This is a genomic window from Mycolicibacterium vaccae NBRC 14118 = CIP 105934 (assembly GCF_001552715.1).
In the GTDB taxonomy this organism is placed as follows: Bacteria; Actinomycetota; Actinomycetes; order Mycobacteriales; family Mycobacteriaceae; genus Mycobacterium; species Mycobacterium vaccae.
The window spans coordinates 1-20,559 of record NZ_BCRS01000028.1 but is presented as its reverse complement, the minus strand read 5'-3'; the positions used below and the strand labels follow the sequence as shown (position 1 = coordinate 20,559).

At 68.5% G+C, this 20,559-nt stretch carries 22 protein-coding genes and 1 pseudogene; 8 read left to right on the top strand and 15 right to left on the bottom strand.

The window, feature by feature from the left end; genetic code table 11:
* Nucleotide 1: 1 nt before the first annotated feature.
* The 5 genes from MVA01S_RS08060 to MVA01S_RS08040 form a co-directional block, all read right to left on the bottom strand.
* Nucleotides 2-802: a class I SAM-dependent methyltransferase gene (locus MVA01S_RS08060; RefSeq protein WP_003928754.1), complete on the bottom strand. Its 801-nt coding sequence runs from the start codon at nt 800-802 to the stop codon at nt 2-4.
* Nucleotides 795-1,577: an ABC transporter gene (locus tag MVA01S_RS08055; RefSeq protein WP_040540081.1), complete on the bottom strand. Its 783-nt coding sequence runs from the start codon at nt 1,575-1,577 to the stop codon at nt 795-797. The genes MVA01S_RS08060 and MVA01S_RS08055 overlap by 8 nt, the downstream gene beginning before the upstream one ends.
* On the bottom strand, nt 1,574-2,275 hold the full coding sequence (locus MVA01S_RS08050) for an ABC transporter ATP-binding protein (RefSeq protein ID WP_003928756.1): 702 nt from the start codon (nt 2,273-2,275) through the stop codon (nt 1,574-1,576). The genes MVA01S_RS08055 and MVA01S_RS08050 overlap by 4 nt, the downstream gene beginning before the upstream one ends.
* On the bottom strand, nt 2,272-2,772 hold the full coding sequence (locus tag MVA01S_RS08045; protein WP_040540084.1) for an MTB12 C-terminal domain-containing protein: 501 nt from the start codon (nt 2,770-2,772) through the stop codon (nt 2,272-2,274). Before MVA01S_RS08045 ends, MVA01S_RS08050 begins: the two co-directional genes overlap by 4 nt.
* A 107-nt stretch (nt 2,773-2,879) precedes the next feature.
* The gene (locus tag MVA01S_RS08040; protein WP_003928758.1) at nt 2,880-3,587 is read right to left on the bottom strand and encodes a LysR family substrate-binding domain-containing protein; all 708 of its coding nucleotides are present in this window, start codon (nt 3,585-3,587) and stop codon (nt 2,880-2,882) included.
* Between the two features lie 40 nt (nt 3,588-3,627).
* On the opposite strand from MVA01S_RS08040, the gene MVA01S_RS08035 reads away from it, so the two are divergent.
* A complete protein-coding gene (locus MVA01S_RS08035; protein WP_003928759.1) occupies nt 3,628-4,014 on the top strand; it encodes a DUF5997 family protein in 387 nt (128 codons plus the stop codon).
* A gap of 87 nt (nt 4,015-4,101) precedes the next feature.
* On the opposite strand, the gene nrdE is transcribed toward MVA01S_RS08035, so the two are convergent.
* From nrdE to MVA01S_RS08015, 4 genes are all read right to left on the bottom strand, one after another.
* Nucleotides 4,102-6,270, bottom strand: coding sequence for a class 1b ribonucleoside-diphosphate reductase subunit alpha (gene nrdE, locus MVA01S_RS08030; RefSeq protein ID WP_081528961.1), 2,169 nt, complete (start codon nt 6,268-6,270; stop codon nt 4,102-4,104).
* Nucleotides 6,237-6,695, bottom strand: a complete 459-nt coding sequence (gene nrdI, locus MVA01S_RS08025; RefSeq protein ID WP_003928761.1) for a class Ib ribonucleoside-diphosphate reductase assembly flavoprotein NrdI — start codon at nt 6,693-6,695, stop codon at nt 6,237-6,239. Before nrdI ends, nrdE begins: the two co-directional genes overlap by 34 nt.
* A 74-nt stretch (nt 6,696-6,769) precedes the next feature.
* Nucleotides 6,770-7,024, bottom strand: coding sequence for a redoxin NrdH (locus MVA01S_RS08020; RefSeq protein WP_003928762.1), 255 nt, complete (start codon nt 7,022-7,024; stop codon nt 6,770-6,772).
* A 572-nt stretch (nt 7,025-7,596) separates the two neighbouring features.
* Nucleotides 7,597-8,148, bottom strand: a complete 552-nt coding sequence (locus MVA01S_RS08015) for an NAD(P)H-dependent oxidoreductase (RefSeq protein ID WP_060941569.1) — start codon at nt 8,146-8,148, stop codon at nt 7,597-7,599.
* Nucleotides 8,149-8,236: 88 nt separating this feature from the next.
* Here MVA01S_RS08015 and MVA01S_RS08010 point away from each other — a divergent pair, with 88 nt between their 5' ends.
* The 4 genes from MVA01S_RS08010 to MVA01S_RS07995 are packed head-to-tail and all read left to right on the top strand — an operon-like array spanning nt 8,237 to nt 11,863.
* Nucleotides 8,237-8,848 carry a TetR/AcrR family transcriptional regulator gene (locus MVA01S_RS08010; RefSeq protein ID WP_003928765.1) on the top strand — a complete coding sequence of 204 codons (612 nt, stop codon included), beginning with the start codon at nt 8,237-8,239 and terminating at the stop codon, nt 8,846-8,848.
* Nucleotides 8,845-9,927, top strand: coding sequence for a DNA polymerase IV (locus tag MVA01S_RS08005; protein WP_003928766.1), 1,083 nt, complete (start codon nt 8,845-8,847; stop codon nt 9,925-9,927). Before MVA01S_RS08010 ends, MVA01S_RS08005 begins: the two co-directional genes overlap by 4 nt.
* A 10-nt stretch (nt 9,928-9,937) precedes the next feature.
* A complete protein-coding gene (locus MVA01S_RS08000) occupies nt 9,938-10,660 on the top strand; it encodes a GAF domain-containing protein (RefSeq protein ID WP_040540192.1) in 723 nt (240 codons plus the stop codon).
* Nucleotides 10,661-10,696: 36 nt separating this feature from the next.
* On the top strand, nt 10,697-11,863 hold the full coding sequence (locus MVA01S_RS07995; protein WP_003928768.1) for an AAA family ATPase: 1,167 nt from the start codon (nt 10,697-10,699) through the stop codon (nt 11,861-11,863).
* A gap of 4 nt (nt 11,864-11,867) precedes the next feature.
* Here MVA01S_RS07995 and MVA01S_RS07990 read toward each other — a convergent pair whose 3' ends face one another.
* Together MVA01S_RS07990 and MVA01S_RS07985 are read right to left on the bottom strand one after the other, a co-directional pair.
* A complete protein-coding gene (locus tag MVA01S_RS07990) occupies nt 11,868-12,740 on the bottom strand; it encodes an SDR family oxidoreductase (RefSeq protein ID WP_003928769.1) in 873 nt (290 codons plus the stop codon).
* A 49-nt stretch (nt 12,741-12,789) separates the two neighbouring features.
* Nucleotides 12,790-13,428 (bottom strand): TetR/AcrR family transcriptional regulator, encoded by a 639-nt coding sequence (locus tag MVA01S_RS07985; protein ID WP_003928770.1) that lies wholly within the window; start codon nt 13,426-13,428, stop codon nt 12,790-12,792.
* A gap of 77 nt (nt 13,429-13,505) precedes the next feature.
* Here MVA01S_RS07985 and MVA01S_RS07980 point away from each other — a divergent pair, with 77 nt between their 5' ends.
* Nucleotides 13,506-15,038, top strand: coding sequence for a cytochrome P450 (locus MVA01S_RS07980; RefSeq protein ID WP_051015203.1), 1,533 nt, complete (start codon nt 13,506-13,508; stop codon nt 15,036-15,038).
* 78 nt (nt 15,039-15,116) lie between these two features.
* On the opposite strand, the gene MVA01S_RS07975 is transcribed toward MVA01S_RS07980, so the two are convergent.
* Entirely contained in the window at nt 15,117-15,563 is a 447-nt protein-coding gene (locus MVA01S_RS07975; protein WP_040540194.1) for a 2-isopropylmalate synthase, read from the bottom strand.
* A gap of 238 nt (nt 15,564-15,801) precedes the next feature.
* Here MVA01S_RS07975 and MVA01S_RS07970 point away from each other — a divergent pair, with 238 nt between their 5' ends.
* Entirely contained in the window at nt 15,802-16,566 is a 765-nt protein-coding gene (locus tag MVA01S_RS07970) for a sulfite exporter TauE/SafE family protein (RefSeq protein WP_003928773.1), read from the top strand.
* 4 nt (nt 16,567-16,570) lie between these two features.
* Here MVA01S_RS07970 and MVA01S_RS07965 read toward each other — a convergent pair whose 3' ends face one another.
* The 3 genes from MVA01S_RS07965 to MVA01S_RS07955 form a co-directional block, all read right to left on the bottom strand.
* On the bottom strand, nt 16,571-17,623 hold the full coding sequence (locus MVA01S_RS07965; protein ID WP_003928774.1) for a phosphotransferase family protein: 1,053 nt from the start codon (nt 17,621-17,623) through the stop codon (nt 16,571-16,573).
* 30 nt (nt 17,624-17,653) lie between these two features.
* Nucleotides 17,654-19,390, bottom strand: a complete 1,737-nt coding sequence (poxB, locus tag MVA01S_RS07960; protein ID WP_040540090.1) for a ubiquinone-dependent pyruvate dehydrogenase — start codon at nt 19,388-19,390, stop codon at nt 17,654-17,656.
* An 83-nt stretch (nt 19,391-19,473) separates the two neighbouring features.
* Nucleotides 19,474-20,241: an SDR family NAD(P)-dependent oxidoreductase gene (locus MVA01S_RS07955; protein ID WP_003928776.1), complete on the bottom strand. Its 768-nt coding sequence runs from the start codon at nt 20,239-20,241 to the stop codon at nt 19,474-19,476.
* A gap of 114 nt (nt 20,242-20,355) precedes the next feature.
* On the opposite strand from MVA01S_RS07955, the pseudogene MVA01S_RS07950 reads away from it, so the two are divergent.
* A pseudogene (locus MVA01S_RS07950) lies at nt 20,356-20,559 on the top strand (molybdopterin-dependent oxidoreductase); the annotation flags it as partial.

Sequence of the window (20,559 nt, the reverse complement as noted above, 5' to 3'; positions counted from 1 at the left end):
GTCACTGACCCGGAACGACACCGACCACCGCGACCGCGGTCAGCGAGCGCCGGTACCGCTGGAAGGTTCCGCGCATGCCCAGCACCCGGCGCCGGGCCGCGGGACGCCGGACCAGGTTGCCGACGATGCGCAGCGCACCGAGGACGCCTTCGTCGGCCAGCACCCGGGCGGGATTGAGAAGCGCCATCGGGGCGTGGTCGACGGTCTCGATCTCGAAACCCGCCTCGGTCAGCAGCTGCGTCCACTCGGCGGTGGTCAGCGGACGGGCGTTGACCTTGATCGCCCGGGACATCTCACGCCGGATGTCGTCCTTGATGTCCTGGGACAGATCGTCGGGGGTGAGTCCCAGTTCGTGGATCGCGTAGCGGCCGCCGGGGCGGAGCACCCGGAACGCCTCGGCGATGATCGCGCGCTTGGCCTTGTCGCCCTGCATGGTCAACATCGCCTCGCCGACGACCACGTCGGCGCTACCGTCGGGCAGGCCGGTGGTCGCCGCGTCGGCCACCACCACCGTGCCGCCGACCGGTGCGACGATGGCGCGGACGTTCTCGGTGGCCGCGGCGGTGTCGTCGACGCCGACGTAGGAGCCGGGCCGCGCAGCGACGATGTCGGTCGCGGTGCGCCCCAGTCCGGGACCCAGCTCGACGACGTCGCTGCCGCCGATGCGGGCCGCCGCGAGCAGCCGGGTGGTCAGCTCCAGTCCGCCGGGGCGCAACACGCGCTTGCCGAGCCGGGCCAGGAGCCAGTGGCCCGGCAGATCGGCATCGGAGCGCTCGGCGAGCGGCAGGGGTGAATCAGCCATGACGGACAGTCCTTTCGACAGCGGCGACCACGAAGATCGCCGTGAACAGTGAACACACATAGAGCAGCGCGGGGTTCTGTCCCCACGGAGGGGTCAGCACGGCGTCCTGGCCGGTGGCGAACACGCCGTTGAGCACGGGCATGAAGCGTTGCAGGAACGCGCCGTTGGGCAGGTACCCGGCCGCGGACTCGAAGGCGTAGACCCACAGCAGGATCACCGCGGGGGCGCCCAGGGGTGAGCGGATCAGCGCGCCGATGCCGATTCCGGCGCCTGCGGCGAAGAAGCTCAGCAGCGGGACCGTCCACAGCAACCGCACCGCGACCGGGTCGGTCACCGAGACCGCGCCGTACACCAGCGGTGCGAGTGCGGGCAGGCCCACCAGCACGACGACCAGCGTGGCAACCGACACCGCGGCGCCCAGCACCCCGTAGAACAGCCACCGGCCCGCCAGCACGGCCCACTGCCGCGGCGCGGCGAGGCGCACATGTTCGCCTGTGCGGTAACGGTTCTCCGAGGTCTGCCCATCTGCGGCGGCGAGTGCGACGACGACGGTGGTAACGGTGATGACCCAGTACGCCGCGTTGGACGTGGGCACCTGCAGCACCGAGATCTGCCCGGGGATGCGCGCGAAGGTCTCGGCGGCGATCGCGATCGCGAGGGTGATCGCCGCAGGCAGGGCCACCGCGGCAGGCACCAGAACGGTCCACAGCCGGCTGCGCCCCGCGGTCCGCACGGTCTCGGCCCGCACGCTGCGCAGGACCAGGGCGGCGCTCATCTGCATGCCACGCAGTCGAGCAGGGTGTCCTCCAGCCAGTCGCGCGGTTCGGCGGCGGCCGGGACCACCTCGCTCAGCGGGCCGTCCGCGCGGGGCCGGCCGCCCTGCAGCAGCACGACCCGGTCGGCGGACAGCACGACCTCGGAGAGCAGGTGGGTGGCCAGCACGACAGCGCACCCGGTGTCGGCCAGCTGCCGGAGAAGTCCGCGGAACCAGACGATCCCGGGTACGTCGAGCCCGTTGAGCGGCTCGTCGAAGAGCAGGGCCTGCGGCCGGCACAGCAGCGCGCCGGCGATGGACAGGCGCTGCCGGGCGCCCAGCGACAGCGTCCCGACGCGGTCGCGACCGTGTGGGGTCAGCCCGGCTTCCTCGACGACCTCCCCGACGCGGCTCCGCTCGGCCCCGGCCAGCGCGGCCAGCCAGCGCAGGTGCCGGGTGACGGTGTGGTTGGGGTCCAGTGCACCCGGCCCCAGATGCACCCCCACCAGACGGGGGTCACCGCACGGCGCGCGGCCGCTGACGGTGACGGTGCCGGCGTCCGGGCGGTCCAGACCGGCGACCAGCCGCAGAAGTGTGGTCTTGCCGGCGCCGTTGAGACCGAGCAGTGCGGTCACCGCACCGGCGGGGAAACCGACCGTGACGTCGTCGACGGCCCGTTTGGACCCGAAAGACTTTGTCAGGTGCTGGGTTTCGATCATTCGAAGTTGCAGGGAATCGGCAGGCCGATGGTCTTGATGCCGTTGCACAGCGACTTGCTCGCCAGCACCCAGCGGCCGTCGATACGGCGCCACTCCGCGACCACCTGAACGGTCGGCGCACCCTGGCGGCTCGCGTTGATCACCGCCGTGTGCCGGTCGACGTCGTGGGTCTCCGGGCCCGTCACCATGCTGGACCCCTTCGGCGACCGGAAGAAACCGACGCGGTAGATCATCTTCGGCACCACCACCGCACGGGATCCACCTTCGAGCTGCGCGGCCTTCACCCAGTCCGGCGCGGGCGTGGCGACCAGCAGCCGGATCTGGGCGTCGAGCTCGGCCAGCGTCGGCACCTCGGAGGTGATCGCGAACTCGTCCAGGCTCTGCGGGTCGGCGTGGATTTCCGGATCGGCAGCCGCCGTCGGGGCCGGCACGGAGGTCAGCAGCACCATCGCCGAGGCGAACACTGCTACCGCCGGGCCGCGAAACCGTCGCACCATCACGCTCCTCATTTACCGGAAACTATTCCGGTTAATGTAGGAGGGTAGCCTTCAATAGGCAAGCCTTACCTTCTGTGGCGGGCCGCCGACGGAACCGCCCGGGCGCGTCAGCGGCGGCCGCGGGGACGGCCCGGTTTGCGCGCGGTCTTCCCCGCGGCGGCACGGGCGGCCTGCTTGGCCAGGGTTTTCTCCCGTGCGGTGCGTTTGGGTGCCGACTCGCTCTGGCCGCGCGACGAGCCCGGTTTGCGACCCCGGACGATCCCGACGAACTCCTCGACCAGCGGCGTCTGCGGTCCCTCCGGGAAGGCGAGCGCGACGGGGCAGGTGGGCGCGTCGACGATCGGGCGGTACGCGAGGTCCTTGCGGTGATACAGCCGCGCCAGAGACTGGGGAACGATGAGCACACCCATCCCTGCGGCAACGAGTTCCATTGCGTCGCCGGTGGTTTCGGGTCGGTGATCGACGGGCACGCCTGGGGCGTCCGGCCAGGGCACGACCGTGTCGAGCGGGCGCAGGACCGGCTCGTCGACGAGGTCGGCGGCGGTGATCTCGTCGCCGGCGCTGAGCAGGTGATCGGTCGGCACCACGGCGACCGTCGTCTCCTCGTAGAGGGGGATGACGGCCAGCCCGGACGTGTCGGCGGGCAGCCGCAGCACCGCCACGTCGAGATCGCCGGCGCGCACGGCGGCGGCCGCGTCCGCCGCGGCCACGGTGCGCAATTCCAACGGGGTTTCGGGATGGCGTTGTGCCCAGATCCGGGCCCACTTCGCGGGCGTCCCACCGGGGACATAGCCGAGGACCAGCGAGAGCGTCACCGCATCAGGCTATCGTCGGGCGCCTCGATAAGCTGAGGCCATGAGCAGGCCGAACGCCCAGTCCATGAAACCCGCCACGGCGGCCAAGAAGTTGGACGTGTACTTACCCGCGACGCCTGCGGAGTTTCAGCAGAACGCGATCACCCGCGCCGAGCTGGCCGCGCTGCAGGAGGACCCGCCGCAATGGCTCAAGGACCTCCGCAAGAACGGACCGCACCCGAAGAACCTGGTGGCAGCCAAGCTCGGTATCTCGATCGCCGCGCTGGCGCGCAACGACGTCGACAATGCGCTCACCACCGAGCAGATCGATGCGCTGCTCGAGGAGAAGCCGGAGTGGCTGGTCGCCGAACGCGAGAGCTACCAGGAGGTACTGCGTGAGCAGCGCCGCCTCAAATCCGTGCGGGCCGAGCAGGCTCGCGAGAACTGAGCCGAGCCGGCCGGAAACCGAGTGTGGGGGTTATGCCCGCAGAATCGTCGATTCGCGTGCATAACCCCCACACTCGTCAGTCTGCTGTCACAGCATGCAGGACACGCAGCCCTCGACTTCGGTGCCCTCCAAGGCCATCTGACGCAACCGGATGTAGTACAGCGTCTTGATGCCCTTGCGCCACGCGTAGATCTGCGCCTTGTTCACGTCGCGGGTGCTGGCGGTGTCCTTGAAGAACAGCGTCAGGCTCAGTCCCTGGTCGACATGCTGAGTGGCCGCGGCGTAGGTGTCGATGACCTTCTCGTAGCCGATCTCGTACGCGTCCTGGTAGTACTCCAGGTTGTCATTCGTCATGTAAGGCGCCGGGTAGTAGACACGCCCGATCTTGCCTTCCTTGCGGATCTCCACCTTGCTGGCGATCGGGTGGATCGAGCTCGTCGAGTGGTTGATGTAGGAGATCGACCCGGTCGGCGGCACGGCCTGCAGGTTCTGGTTGTAGATGCCGTACTCGCGCACCGACTCCTTGAGCCGCTTCCAGTCCTCCTGGTCGGGGATCCGAATGCCGGCATCCGAGAAGAGCTGGCGCACCTTGTCGGTCTTGGGTTCCCACACCTGATCGGTGTACTTGTCGAAGAACTCCCCCGACGCGTACTTGGACTTCTCGAAGCCCTTGAACGCCCGACCCCGTTCCTTGGCAATCTGATTCGACGCACTCAGGGCGTGGTAGAGCACCGTGTAGAAGTAGATGTTGGTGAAGTCCACACCCTCATCGGAGCCGTAGAAGATCCGCTCGCGCGCGAGATAGCCGTGCAGGTTCATCTGCCCGAGGCCGATCGCGTGGGAGTCGTTGTTGCCCTGCTCGATCGACGGCACCGACGTGATGTGGGTCTGGTCGCTCACCGCGGTCAGCGCCCGGATCGCCACCTCGATGGTCTGGGCGAAATCCGGTGAATCCATCGCCTTGGCGATGTTCAGCGAACCGAGGTTGCAGGAGATGTCCTTGCCGATCTTCTTGTAGGACAGATCGTCGTTGAACTCCGACGGTGTCGAGACCTGCAAGATCTCCGAGCACAGGTTGGAGTGGGTGATCTTGCCGTCAATAGGATTGGCCCTGTTGACCGTATCCTCGTACATGATGTACGGGTAGCCCGACTCGAACTGCAGCTCGGCCAGCGTCTGGAAGAACTCGCGCGCCTTGATCTTGGTCTTGCGGATCCGCGCGTCGTCGACCATCTCGAAGTACTTCTCGGTCACCGAGATGTCGGCGAACGGCACGCCGTAGACGCGCTCGACGTCGTACGGCGAGAACAGGTACATGTCCTCGTTCTTCTTGGCCAGCTCGAAGGTGATGTCGGGGATCACCACACCCAGTGAGAGCGTCTTGATCCGGATCTTCTCGTCGGCGTTCTCCCGCTTGGTGTCCAGGAAGCGGTAGATGTCGGGATGGTGCGCGTGCAGGTACACCGCACCGGCGCCCTGGCGGGCACCCAACTGGTTGGCGTAGGAGAAGGAATCCTCCAGCAGCTTCATGATCGGGATGACCCCGGAGCTCTGGTTCTCGATGTTCTTGATCGGCGCGCCGTGCTCACGAATGTTGGTCAGCAGCAACGCGACTCCGCCACCACGCTTGGACAGCTGCAGCGCGGAGTTGATGGAGCGCCCGATGGACTCCATGTTGTCCTCGATGCGCAGCAGGAAGCAGCTCACCGGTTCGCCGCGCTGCTTCTTGCCCGAGTTCAGGAACGTCGGGGTGGCCGGCTGGAACCGGCCGTCGATGATCTCGTCGACAAGCTTCTCGGCCAGTACGGTGTCGCCCGCGGCCAGCGTCAGCGCGACCATCACCACGCGGTCCTCGAAGCGCTCCAGATAACGCTTCCCGTCGAAGGTCTTGAGCGTGTAGGAGGTGTAGTACTTGAACGCCCCCACGAACGTCGGGAACCGGAACTTCTTCGCGTACGCGCGGTCCAGCAGGCTCTTGACGAAGTTGCGGGAGTACTGGTCGAGCACCTCGCGCTCGTAGTACTCCTTCTCGATCAGGTAGTCGAGCTTTTCGTCCTGGCTGTGGAAGAACACCGTGTTCTGGTTGACGTGCTGCAGGAAGTACTCCCGCGTCGCCTGCACGTCCTTCTCGAACTGAATCTTTCCTTCGGCGTCGTACAGATTCAGCATCGCGTTGAGCGCGTGGTAATCCGTCTCCCCCGGAAGCGCGTGAGCGCCGGTGGTTACAGGTTCTGCAGCTGTGACGGTTGGTGACACGTCTGGTCCTTCCGGGCCTGAGCCCAAAAATCAGTGAGGCCCTGGCGGACGGCGAACACGTCGTCCGTGGTGCCCATCAATTCGAATCGGTACAGGAACGGGACGCCACACTTGCGGGAGACGACAACCCCCGCGTATCCGAACTCGGCGCCGAAGTTGGTGTTGCCCGCGGCGATGACGCCGCGGATCAACGACCGGTTGTGTTCGTTGTTCAGGAAGGCGATCACCTGCTTGGGCACATAGCCCCCGCGATCGGGATCGGGATCGTTGGCGTGCCCGCCCCCGTAGGTGGGCAGCACCAGCACATAGGGTTCGTCCACCTCGATGCGCCCGTGGATCGGGATCCGGACGGCCGGGATCTCGAGCTTCTCCACGAAGCGGTGGGTGTTCTCGGAGACGCTGGAGAAGTAGACCAGATTGCTCATGCCGATCCCCTCACTCCGGTCCGTCCGCTTCGATTACCCGCGCACTGCTCAGCCGTGGCCTGCGGCCACCCCCGTCACGCAGATGCCGAGACCGCGCCCGCCAGCGTCTTGATCCGGTCCGGGCGGAACCCCGACCAGTGGTCGTTGCCCGCGACCACGACGGGCGCCTGCAGGTATCCCAGCGCCATCACGTAGTCACGCGCCTCGGTGTCCACGCTGATGTCGACGATGTCGTACGCGATGCCCTGCTTGTCGAGAGCCTTGTAGGTGGCGTTGCACTGAACGCATGCCGGCTTGGTGTACACGGTGACGGTGGCTGGCTGAGTCATGTGCGGTACGGCTCCTAACGCCAAGAGGGGCAAAACGGGCGGGCAAGTGCTTCGGTGGTACTTCGGGCTATATGTTCAGCGGTCCGGCGGCCCTCGAAATTCCGGGCCGTCCGGGCCACTCGCCGGCGTGTCGGTGACCCGACGCCGCCGGGACTCGGGGCTCCGGCTGACCTCCACATCTTGGGGGTCCGTCGGTGTTCGAAACACTACACCTAGTGTCCGACATTCAGAAGCACTACAAGATGTTCTGAATGACATTTCTGAAATTCCCAGGTCGTAAGCCTCCAGACGTGTCCTGACGAGCACGGAACCGGCGTGTCGCACATCACATCGGCGTGTCGCGGCCGCGCCGGGCCGGCACGTCGCACAGAACTACCAGAAGCCCCCGACATCCCCGACGTCCCCGGGGGCCGCAGCCCGCCGGACAGGCTGCACACAGCAAACGAAACCGGACGCCCGAGAGCATTCGGAAAAGCCCTGCTCGGCTACCCTGACGCGCTCGTCGCCGCCCGCATCCGCGGGCGGCGACGTCTGGTGCGGCGCGCTTTCGGCAAGCGCACCCGGGAGGAGGATCAGCCGATCTCGGCCACCAGCTTGCCGACGATGTCACGCAGCCGGTCCACCACTTCGGCCTGCTCCCGCGGATGCCGGCCGTCGAGCGTCGCGCTCGGGATCGACAACTCCAGGCCCTCGACGACCCGCGGCCCGGCGATGCCGAACGACTTGCGGGTGTCGTCGTGCGCCCACTGCCCGCCGTACCGTCCCAGCGCCGCACCCACGACCGCCAGCGGCTTGTCCTTGAGCGCCCCGGCGCCGTAGGGACGCGAGAGCCAGTCGATGGCGTTCTTCAGCACCCCCGGGATGGTGCCGTTGTACTCCGGGGTGATCACCAGCGCGGCGTCGGCCCGCGCGGCGGCGGCGCGCAGGGCCGTGACGGGTTCGGCCACGTCGTCGGTGTCGATGTCCTCGTTGTAGTACGGCAGTTCGCCCAGCCGGTCGAACCAGTCGAACACCACACCGTCGGGCGCGGTCTCGAGGGCCAGTTCGGCCAGTTGCCGGTTCACCGAGGCTGCCCGGAGGCTGCCGACCAGAACCAGTACGGTGCTGTTCGCGCTCTGCGTCATCGCGGTCCTTCCCATCGTCGGAGGTAGATCCTCGCACGATCTAACCGGACCGCAGTCCGATCTATTCCGGCTGAGTTAAAGTTGCGAGGTGGACGTGCCGGAGAACCGTAACGGCTCACCGGCACTCCCGGTGGCCGGCCCGGCCGAACGCGGCGACGCCGCACGCAACCGGGCCCTGCTCATCGAGGCGGCGCGCCGCCTCATCGACGAGCGCGGTGCCGACGCCGTCACCACCGACGACATCGCCGCGGCCGCAGGAGTGGGCAAAGGCACGCTGTTCCGCCGGTTCGGCAGCCGCGCCGGGCTGATGGTCGAGTTGCTCGACGAGGACGAGAAAGCCCTGCAGCAGGCCTTCCTGTTCGGGCCGGCCCCGCTCGGACCCGAGGCCCCGCCGCTGCAGCGCCTGCTGGCCTACGGCAGGGAGCGGCTGAAGTTCGTCGACGCCCATTACGCCCTGCTCACCGACATCGGCCGGGATCCGCAGATGCGCTTCAACGCCCCGGCGGGCCTGCACCACAGCCACGTCCGCATTCTCCTCGAAAGCGCCGGGACCACAGGCGATCTCGACGCCCAGACCAGTGCGCTGCTGGCGTTGCTGGACGCCGACTACGTCCATCACGAGATCTACGACCGGCACCGTACCCTCGCCGAACTCGGGGACGGGTGGGAGACGGTGGCGCGCAAGCTCTGCGGCTCATGACCGACACCGGGACCGCAGCCCGGGAGCAGTGGATCCTGCACGTCGACCTCGACCAGTTTCTCGCCTCGGTCGAACTGCGACGCCACCCCGAACTCGTGGGGCTGCCGGTGGTCGTGGGCGGAAGCGGGGACCCCACCGAGCCCCGCAAGGTGGTCACCTGCGCCTCCTACGAAGCCCGCGAGTTCGGCGTGCACGCGGGGATGCCGTTGCGGGCGGCGGCCCGCCGGTGTCCCGAAGCCACCTTCCTGCCGTCGGACCCCGAGGCCTACGACGCCGCCTCCGAACAGGTGATGGGACTGCTGCGCGACCTCGGACACCCGGTCGAGGTGTGGGGCTGGGACGAGGCCTACATCGGTGCGCAGGTGGACGACCCGGTGGCGCTGGCCCGCCGGATTCAGCACGAGGTGCACACGCAGACGGGACTGTCCTGCTCGGTGGGCATCAGCGACAACAAGCAGCGGGCCAAGGTCGCCACCGGCTTCGGCAAACCCGCGGGCGTCCACGCCCTCACCGACGACAACTGGATGTCCACGATGGGCGACCGGGCGGTCGACACGCTGTGGGGCGTGGGCCCCAAAACCGCGAAAAAGCTTGCCGGCATGGACATCACGACAGTCGCGGAGTTGGCGCGCACCGACCCGGCGGTGCTGACGGCGGCGTTCGGCCCGACGACCGGGCTGTGGATCCTGCTGCTGGCCAAGGGCGGCGGGGACACCACGGTCAGCGCCGAACCATGGGTGCCGCGGTCGCGCAGCCATGTCGTGACGTTCGCCCACGACCTGACCGACCGGGCCGAGATGGCCGCGGCCGTGGTCGACCTCGCGCAGCGCACCCTGGCCGAGGTGCTCGCCCAGCAACGGGTGGTCAGCCGCGTCGCGGTCACCCTACGCACCAGCACCTTCTACACCCGCACCAAGATCCGCAAGCTCGCCGCCCCGACCACCGACCGAGATCCGGTGGTCCGCACCGCACTGGGCCTCCTCGACGAGTTCGAGCCGGATCGCCCGGTCCGGCTCCTGGGCGTGCGCCTGGAACTCGTCATGCCCGATTCGGGCAACGACGGGCCCCGCCCGCGTTAGCGTGACGACCATGTCCTCGACGTCCTCGCCCGTGCCCGGTTTCGACGCGTGGATGAGCGACGTGCTGTGTGCCGAGGCCGCCGCGGCGGGAGAGACCGTCGACCAGTTCGTCGGCCGGGCGGTGGCCGCCAGGATGGCCGTGGAGCGTGCCCGCCGCGGAGAACAGGGTCTGCCCGAACTTGTCGACCGTATGCACGCGGCCGGACTGCAGACCCCGGGTCCTGCCACCGCCGGGACGCGCTCGGCCATCAACGACCCGCAGCGGCTGCAGGCGCTCTACGACAGCGGCATGCTCAACACCGAACGCGCCCACAGTCTGGACCGCGTGGTCGAGATGGTGACGGCGGCGGTCGCGGTGCCGGGCGCCGCGGTGACCCTCGTCGACCGGGACACCCAGTATGTGTGCAGCGCAGTGGGCCTCACCGGCGAACTGGAGATCAACAGGAAAGGACCGGTCCGGGGCTCACTCGGGGCCGAGGTCGTGGTGTCGGACGAACCGCTCATCGTCGACGACGCGCGGGGCGAACCACTGCTGCGGGATCACTACACGGTCCGCGACGGCACCGTGGTCGCCTACGCGGGCTTCCCGCTCAAAGACGGCTCGGGCCACACCATCGGCACTTTGAGCGCCTGGGATCCCCACCCCCGGCGGTGGACCTCGGGGCACGTCCAGTTGCTGGAGGATTTCGTGGCGATGATCCGGGCCCGGATCTTCGGCATCTCCCCGCACTGACCCGACTCGTCGGTGCCGGCCAATAGGCTCGCGAACATGCTCGACACGGTTGCGGTCCGCGGATACCGCTCGCTGCGCGAACTCGTGCTGCCGCTGCGCCGGCTCACCGTGGTCACCGGCGCCAACGGCACCGGGAAATCGTCGCTGTACCGGGCATTACGACTGCTCGCCGACTGTGGCCGCGGCGAGGTGATCGGGTCGTTCGCCCGGGAAGGCGGGGTGGAGTCGGCGATGTGGGCGGGCCCGGAACACCTGGGCGGCGCGCGGCGCACCGGCACCGCGCAGGGTGGTCCCCGCACCCGGGCGGTGTCCATCGACATGGGCTATGCCGCAGACGATTTCGGATATCTCATCGACCTCGGCCTGCCTCAGGCCGGCGACACGGCGTTCACGCGCGATCCCGAGGTCAAACGCGAACTGGTCTTCGCCGGACCCGTAGCCCGCCCCGCGGCGACGCTGGTGCGGCGGGTGCGCGGGATGGTCGAGGTGGCCGCCGAGAGCGGCCGCGGTTTCGACGAGCTGACCCGCAACCTTCCCGCCCACCGCAGTGTCCTGGCGGACTGGGCCGGCGCGGTGCCCGAGCTGGTGATGGTCCGGGAACGGTTGCGCGACTGGCGGTTCTACGACGGATTCCGCGCCGACAGCCAGGCACCGGCCCGGCGACCGCAGGTGGGCACCCGCACACCGGTGCTCGCCGATGACGGTGCCGATCTTGCCGCCGCGGTGCAGACCATCCTCGAGACGGGCACCGGCGATCTCGCCCGCGCGGTGGCCGGCGCGTTCGACGGCGCCACGGTGTCGGTGGCGGTCACCGACGGACTGTTCGACCTGCGCCTGCACCAGCGTGGCATGCTGCGTCCGCTGCGCAGCGCCGAGATCTCCGACGGCACACTGCGTTTCCTGCTGTGGGCGGCGGCTCTGCTGAGCCCGCAACCGCCGTCGCTGATGGTGCTCAACGAGCCCGAGACGTCGCTGCACCCCGACCTGGTGCACCCGCTGGCCGAGTTGATCGCGGCGGCCGCGACCCGCACTCAGGTCGTGGTGGTGACGCACTCGGAGGCGCTGCGCGCTCACCTCGGCGCCGAACCGATCGGCGCGGACGGCGACGCCTGGGAGCTCGAGCTCTACAAGGACTGGGGCGAGACCAAGATCGCAGGCCAGGACCTGTCCACCACTCCGCCGTGGGACTGGGGCGGGCGCTGAAACCTCAGCGGCGCTTGGTCTTCGGCTTCAGCGCGCGGGTGAACAGCACGTTCACCTGCTTCATCGTGATGCTGTAGGGCAGCCACATGGTCCGCTTGAACAGGTACAGCGCCCGGATGTCGTTGGAGGTGTAGACGAGATAGCGGTTGGCCAGCACCCCCTGCAGGATCTTGTCGGCCGCGAACTCAGGGGACACCGCGTGGCCCGAGAACCGGCCCGTCCACTTCTGCACGTTCGGGTCGTCGCGGTCCACGCCGGCGATGTGCACGGTGTCCACCAGCGGGGTGCGCACCGCGCCGGGCACCACCACCGACACCCCGATGCGATGGCGCGCGAGGTCGAACCGCAACACCTCGGACAGCCCCCGCAACCCGTACTTGCTCGCGCTGTAGGCCGCGTGCCACGGCAGGGCGACGATCCCGGCGGCCGAGGACACGTTGACCAGATGACCGCCGCGGTGCGCCTTGACCATCGGCGGCACGAACGTCTCGATGATGTGGATCGGGCCCATCAGGTTCACGTCGACCAGCGACTTCCAGTCACGGTGGGTCAGTTTGTCCACGGTGCCCCACGCCGAGATCCCGGCGATGTTCATCACCACGTCCATCGCGGGGTGTGTGGCGTGGATGTCAGCGCCGAAGCCGGCGACTGCGTCATGGTCGGAGACGTCCAGCGCGCGGTGGGCGGCGACCGCACCGCCGAGTGCGTGGGCGTCGGCGACGGTGAGCGCGAGTTTGTCCGCGTCGCGGTCGGTGAGAAAGAGTTCTGCGCCCTGCGCGGCCAGCTTCAGCGCGGTCGCCCGGCCGATCCCGCTGGCGGCACCGGTGATCAGACACCGCTTGCCGGCGAACCCGTCGATTCCGTTGCCCTTGGCCATGGGAAACGACACTACCGGCGCGGGCCGGGCCGCCCGCGCGGCCGCGGAACTAGCTGTGGTCTCCGGGAAGGCTGCCTGCGCCCCACAGCCCGCTGAGCCACAACCGCTGCACGATGTCGATGGCCCGGGCCGGATCCTCGCCGCGGCCGACGAACGCGCTGTCGTGCGCCAGTGTCATGGAGGTCACCGCGATCAGCGTGCGCACCAGGGAGGTCAGGTCATCGGAGATCGGGCGGGCGCCGGTGTCGTGTGCGACGAGGCCGACGATCTTGTCCACCACGGTGTCCTGGAAGTCGTCCATGATCTCGCGGATCTGGGCATCGGTGTTGCGGGCCAGATTGCACGCGCTCATGATCGGGTCGTTCCTGGCGTACACGGTGGCGGCGTAGCCGACCATGCGGGTGGCGAACTCCGACGGCGACTCCCCCGGCTTACGCGGCGCGAAATCGTGGGTGAGCTGGTCGAGCTCGGCCATCGCGTCGGCGACGATCACCGCGAGCACCGCGTATTTGGAGTCGAAGTAGAAGTAGAAACCCGACCGGGCCACCCCGGCCCGTTCGCTGATCGTGCTGACCGACAGGTCGGCGAACGGACGTTCCTGGAGCAGTTCGCGGACGGCGACCACGATCGCGTCCCGCTGACGATCGCCTCTGCTGCGGCGAAGGTCGGGGGCAGGTTCAGCCGTCATGCCTGTAAACCTTGGCACCACCGCACCCCGGACACAAACCTCGAAGAACTTGACAGCCGTCAAGAGAGTCGGTCAGGATGACGTTCAGAGTGACATCGACCACAACCTTCGACTCCAGGAGCGTTCAGGTGCCGACAGTCTCGACCACTGACTATTTGCTCGACCAGGCAAAACGGCGGCTGAAGCCGACGCCGGTCACCATTCCTGGCATGGGGGTGGTGGAGAAGCGCCTCAAAGACAGGCAATGGGACCAGTTCGTGCTGGCCGATCCGCCCGCAGGCAGTGACCTGAAGCCGATCCGCGGCGATGCGGGCCTGCCGATCCTCGGCCACATGATCGAGATCTTCCGCGGCGGCCCCGACTTCATCCTGGAGATCTACCGCAAGCACGGCCCGGTGTACTTCGCCGAGTCGCCGGCGCTGTCGTCGGTGATGGCGCTGGGTCCCGACGCGACCCAGGCGGTGTTCACCAACCGCAACAAGGACTTCTCCCAGCGTGCCTGGGACCCGGTGATCGGCCCGTTCTTCGAGGGCGGCCTGATGCTGCTCGACTTCGACGAGCACCTGTTCCACCGCCGGATCATGCAGGAGGCGTTCACCCGCACCCGGCTGACCGGGTATGTGTCCCACATCGACTCGGTGGCCTCGGCGGTGCTCGCCGACGACTGGGTGGCCAATGACCCGCGGTTCCTGTTCCACCCGGCGATCAAGGAGCTCACGCTCGACATCGCCTCCGAGGTGTTCATGGGCGTGCCCGCGGGCACCGACCGCGCTCTGGTCACGACGGTGAACCAGGCGTTCACCACCACCACCCGCGCGGGCAACGCGATCGTGCGCAAGCCGGTGCCGCCGCTGACGTGGTGGCGCGGGATCAAGGCGCGCAAGACGCTGGAGGACTACTTCTCCAGCCGGATCGGCGAGAAGCGGCGCTCGGAGAGCACCGACATGTTCAGCGTGCTCTGTCATTCCGCCGACGAGGACGGTCAGACCTTCACCGACGACCAGATCGTCAGCCACATGATCTTCCTGATGATGGCCGCGCACGACACGTCGACGTCGACCATGACGACGATGGCCTACCACCTGGCCGCCAACCCCGAGTGGCAGGACCGGTTGCGCGAGGAGTCGGCGCGCATCGGCGACGGCCCGCTCGACATCGAGGCGCTGGACAAGCTCGAGACCTACGACCTGGTGATCAACGAGTCGCTGCGGATGATGACCCCGCTGCCGTTCAACTTCCGCCAGGCCGTCCGCGACACCGACCTGCTCGGGTACTACATCCCGGCCGGAACGAGTGTGGTGACCTGGCCGTCGATCAACCACCGGCTGCCGGAGCTGTGGACCGAGCCGGACAAGTTCGATCCGGAGCGGTTCACCGAGCCGCGCAACGAGCACAAGAAGCACCGGTACGCCTTCGCCCCGTTCGGCGGCGGCGCCCACAAGTGCATCGGCATGGTGTTCGGCCAGCTGGAGATCAAGACGGTGATGCACCGGCTGCTGCAGAACTACCGGCTGGAGCTGCCGCGTCCGGGCTACGAGCCGCGCTACGACTACGGCGGCATGCCGGTTCCGCTCGACGGTATGCCGATCATGCTGCGCCCGCGGCACTGACTCACCTTCCGCCGAAATCGCATTCCACGCGGCCGGCACGCGAAAAGGCCCGCGTGGAATGCGATTTCGGCGTTGAGGTCAGCGGGTGATCAACCGGTTGGCGCACGCCACGACCGCGCGCAACGCCGACTCGGTCGGATCGTCGGACCATCCCATCGCCCACCGGGAGCTGCCGCCGTCGCTGCCGTGAATGAACGTCGCGGTGTGCGCGCCTGCGGGCAGCTGGTGGAATGCCGTCATCTCGACGGCCACCCCGTGTTCGTAGAGCATCGCGGTCAGCGCGGCGACCGGGCCGCACGCGGCGGCCCTGGAGGTGCCGATGCGCTCCCCCAGCGCCAGCGTGGCCTGGTAGGTCCGGACCTGCGGTCCCAGCCGCCGTTCGTTGTCCACGCAGGACCACTGGCCCAGCCGCACCGGTCCAGATGCAGGCGCGTACTCGTCACAGAATTCGTCGAACGTCTTGGTCTCGGCCGGCCCGCGCAGCGCGCTGGGCAGTCGGCCGTCGACGACGGCGGAGAAGGTCATCGGTGTGCCACCTGACAGAGTGATGGAGGAATGCATGTGCCGGCCTTTTCGATCCGAGAGGAAGCGACCGACGACGTAGCGAACGACCCACAGCGGGGGGTCGGTCAGGATCAGACCCCGCTGCGGGTTTCTACTACGAGTCGCCTCGGCACGTCAGCGATGCTAGACCTCCGCGATCCCTCGGTGCAAACACCTGTCTCGGCCTGTCCCCCTCCGACCGGGCGGGCACAATGTGCCGGTGTCCTGGTCGCAAGCGCTGCTGCTCTTCGCGGCCGGAATCGCCGGTGGACTGACCGGCAGCATCGCGGGCCTGGCGTCGGTCGCCACCTATCCGGCGCTGCTGCTGGCGGGCCTGCCGCCGGTGACCGCCAACGTCACCAACACCGTGGCGCTGGTGTTCAACGGGGTCGGCTCGATCCTGGGGTCGCGGCCCGAACTGGCCGGCCAGGGTCCGTTGTTGAAACGGGTGCTGCCCTTCGCCGCGGTAGGTGGCGTCACCGGCGCGGTCCTGCTGTTGTCCACGCCGGCCGAGGGTTTCGAGAAAATCGTGCCCGCACTGCTCGGATTCGCCTCTCTGGCGATCCTGTTGCCGGTGCGACCCGCCCCGGACAACTCGGGCGCGTCGCGTCGCCGGCAGCGGCTCACGCTCGCGCTGCAGGGTGTCGCGGTGTTCGCGATCTGCATCTACGGCGGCTACTTCGGCGCCGCGGCGGGCGTGCTGCTGCTGGCGCTGTTCCTGCGGCTCGGCGGCGAGACACTGGCCCATGCCAACGCGGGCAAGAACGTCGTCCTCGGACTGGCCAACGGGGTGGCCGCACTGATCTTCGCGGTGGTGGCGCCCGTGCAGTGGCCGGCGGTGCTCGCGCTCGGAACCGGCTGTCTGCTCGGCTCCCGGCTGGGCCCGGTGGTCGTGCGGCACAGCCCGGACAAACCCCTGCGCATTCTCATCGGCCTCGCCGGCGTCGCGCTGGCGGTCAAGCTCGGTTTCGACGCCTACCGCTGAGCGTTCACCCGAACGGGTTGTCGCCCGCCGACACCCGCGTTCCGAGCGCGATGAGGTTCTCCGCCGAGGCGTGCAGCCGCTCCCCCGCCTCGGCGCTGGCCTGCCCGGCCAGGTGGCGCGACCAGGTGCCCTCGATGACGATCGCGAGTTTGAAACACGCCATCGCGATGTACCAGTCCAGTCGCGACGTCCGGCGCCCGCCCGCATCCAGGTAGGCCTCGATCAGTTCGGCCCTGGTCGCCAGCCCGCCGAGGGCAGCCAGTTCCGCTCCGGCGTCGATCGGGTTGGGTCCGTCCGGCCAGCACACCAGCATCCACCCGAGGTCGAGCAACGGGTCCCCGACGGTGCACATCTCCCAGTCGATGAACGCCGCGAGCTCGGGGACGTCGCGGCGCAGCAGCACGTTGTTCAGATGGCAGTCGCCGTGCATGATCCCGGGTTCGGCGTCGTCGGGCCTGCGCGAGTCCAGCCAGTCGGCGAGCACATGCACCGACGGGAACGACTCGGGCGCGTAGTTGTCGTGCCGGTAACTCTCCAGCAGCCGCATGAACTGCGGAACCTGGCGTGCCAGAAAGGATCCCGGACGTTTCAGCGCGGCCAGCGGACTGCCCTGCCAGGCCACCTTGCCGAGCTCGGCCAGGCTCGCCGCGTAGGACGTCCCGACGCGGTGACGCATGCCGGCGTCACGGACGTAGGCCTGGTCGACCTCGGTGCCGGGGTTGAACCCGTCGACCGCCTCCATCAGATAGAACACCACCCCGAGCACGCTGAGGTCCTCGCATCCGGCGATCAGTTCCGGGTGCGGCACCGCGGTGCCCTTCAGTGTCTGCAGCACCGCGATCTCTCGGCGCATGGTGTTGTCGCTCGTCGGCCGCGGGTGTTGCGGCGGTCGGCGCAGCACCATCGGCTCACCGTCCACCCGCAGGCGCACCACGATGTTCTGCGATCCGCCGGTCAGCGGTGCGACGTCGGTGACCGTGGACCCGATCCCGCTCCCCTGCACCCACTTCCGCAGCGCGTCGGTCTCGGCCTCGGTCAGCGTCACATCCACCGGCATGCCGCCATGGTGCCAGGTCGGCTGAGGAGTTCAGTCCAGAATGCGGCGCGCCACGTTGGTGGTCACCAGGTCCAGCAGTTCGTCCCCGCGCCCGGCGAGGATGGTCCGGATCGCATACAGCGAGAAACCCTTGGCCTGTTCGGCGGTGATGGCCGGCGGGATCGACAGTTCCTGGCGGGCGGTGACGACGTCGACGACGGCGGGCCCGCTGACCGCGAACGCGGCCGCCAGCGCCGACTCGAGTTCATCGGGGCGCTCGACGCGACGCCCGAAGACTCCCATCGACTGTGCGACGGCGGCGAAGTCCGGGTTGACCAGGTCGGTGCCGAAGGTCACGATGCCCGCGGCCTTCATCTCCAGTTCGACGAAGTTCAGCGAGGAGTTGTTGAACACCACGACCTTGACCGGTAACCGGTTCTGGATCAACGTGATCAGCTCACCGAACAGCATCGTCAGTCCGCCGTCGCCGGACAGCGCCACCACCTGCCGCTGCGGGAACGCGGTCTGCGCGCCGATCGCGTGCGGCAACGCGTTGGCCATGGTGCCGTGATTGAACGATCCGAGGAGGCGGCGACGCCCGTTCATGGCCAGGTAGCGGGCCGCCCACACCACCGGCGAGCCGACGTCGGCGGTGAACACCGCGTCGTCAGAGGCCAGCGTGTTCACCAGGGCGGCAACGTATTCCGGCCTGATCGGGGTGCGGTCACGGTCGTTGACGGCGAGGTCGTCGAGGGTCTTGCGGGTTCTGCGGTAGTGCTTCAGTGAGCGGTCCAGGTGCGTGCGGTCGGTCTTCTGCCGCAGCATCGGTTGCAGCGCCGACAGCGTGTCGCCGACCGAACCGACCAGGCCGAGGTCGATCGGTGTGCGCCGGCCGAGGTGGCGACCGCGGATGTCGACCTGGATCACCTTGGCGTGGTCGGGATAGAACTGCTGGTACGGGAAGTCGGTGCCGAGCATGAGCAGCAGGTCGGATTCCTTGATCGCCTTGTAGCCCGACGCGAAGCCCAGCAACCCGGTCATGCCGACGTCGTACGGGTTGTCGTACTCGATGAATTCCTTGCCGCGCAACGCATGTACCACCGGGGCGTGCAGCGTGGCGGCGAGCTGGACGAGCTCGTCGTGCGCGCCCTCGACACCCGCGCCGCCGAGGATGGTCACCGCCTGCGCCTCGTTGAGCATCGCCGCGGCGTCGCGCAGCGCGGCGTCGTCGGGGCGCACCACCGACCGCGACGGCAACACCGGCCGGCTCTGCCACGCGGTCGCATCGGCCTTCTGCAGGAAGATCTCTCCGGGGATCACGACCACGGCCACGCCCCGCTCCTCGACCGCGGCCCGCATCGCCATGTGCAGAATGCGCGGCAGCATCTCGGGGGTGCTGACCATCTCGCGGTAGACGCTGCACTCACGGAACAGTTCCTGCGGGTGGGTCTCCTGGAAGTACTCGGAGCCGATCTCCGACCGCGGGATGTGCGCGGCGATCGCCAGCACCGGGACCCGGCTGCGCTGGGCGTCGAACAGCCCGTTGATCAGGTGCAGGTTGCCCGGCCCGCAGCTGCCCGCGCACACCGCGAGCTGTCCGGTCAGGCCGGCGTCCGCGGCCGCGGCGAACGCGGCCGTCTCCTCGTGGCGCACGTGTTCCCAGCTGATCTCACCGGATCGGCGCAGCGCGTCGGTGAACCCGTTGAGGCTGTCGCCGGACAGGCCGTACACCCGCTGGACGCCGCTGGCGCGAAGGGTCGCGATGACGTGATCGGCCACTGTGGGCATGCCCGCCACCCTAGTGGCGAAAAGAGCGGATCGGGCGCGCCGAGCGACACTCGGTGTCGTTCAGCGCGCCCGATTCCCCCGGTTTACTTGGGGGCGAAGCGCTGTCCGGCGTCCAGGCGCAGGCACTGGCCGTTGAGCATCGGGTTCTCGACGATCGCGACGGCGAGCTTGGCGTATTCCTCAGGCTTGCCGAGGCGCTTCGGGAACGCGGCGTCCTTGGTCAGCACCGAGGCGAACTCGTCGGGAATGCCCTCGGTCAGGCCGGTCGCGAACAGGCTCGGCGCGATCGCGAGCGCGCGGATCCCCAGGCTGCCCAGGTCGCGCGCCATCGTCAGGCACATGCCCGCGATCGCGGCCTTGGAGGCCGTGTAGGCGACCTGCCCGATCTGTCCCTCGAACGCCGCGATGGAGGCGGTGTTGATGATGACGCCGCGCTCTTCGGCCTCGTCGTCGACCGGATCGTTCTTCGACATGTGCCAGGCGGCGAGCCTGCTGATGTTGAACGTGCCGATGAGGTTGAGGTCGATGCTCTTGCGGAACGAGTCAAGGCTGTGTGGTCCGTCCTTCTTGACCGTGCGCTCGGCGATGCCGCCCCCGGCGGTGGTGACCGCGATGTGCAGGCCGCCCAGCGCCTCCACGGCCTGGTTCAGCACGGCCTCGGTGCCGTCGAAGTCGGTGATGTCGACCTCATGGAAGGTGCCACCGATCTGGTCGGCGACTTCCTTGCCCTTGGACTGCGGCCGGTCCAGTACCGCCACGCTCGCACCCCGCTTGGCCAGCGCTTCCGCGGTGGCTCGCCCGAAGCCCGACGCGCCGCCGACGACCACGGCCTTCTTGCCCTCGATCTCCATCTGCTCCCTTTCGCACTTTCCAGAACATGGACGATGTGTAAAGCCCATCTGCAACCTAGCCGATGACACGATTCGGTAAGGGTTTCGGGTTCTGAGCGGCGGTACGTTGGCGGCATGAGCACGCGCGGCGCCAGGGCGCTGGCCGGGGTGGCCGCGGCCGCGGTCGGCGTCGGGGTGGCCCAACTCGTGGCCGCCGTGTTCGGGCCGGAGGCCGACGTGCGCACCGCCGTCGGCTCCGCGGTGATCGATCTGACGCCGGGACCCGTCAAGGAATGGGCGATCAGCACCTTCGGCACCGCCGACAAGCTGGCGCTGGGC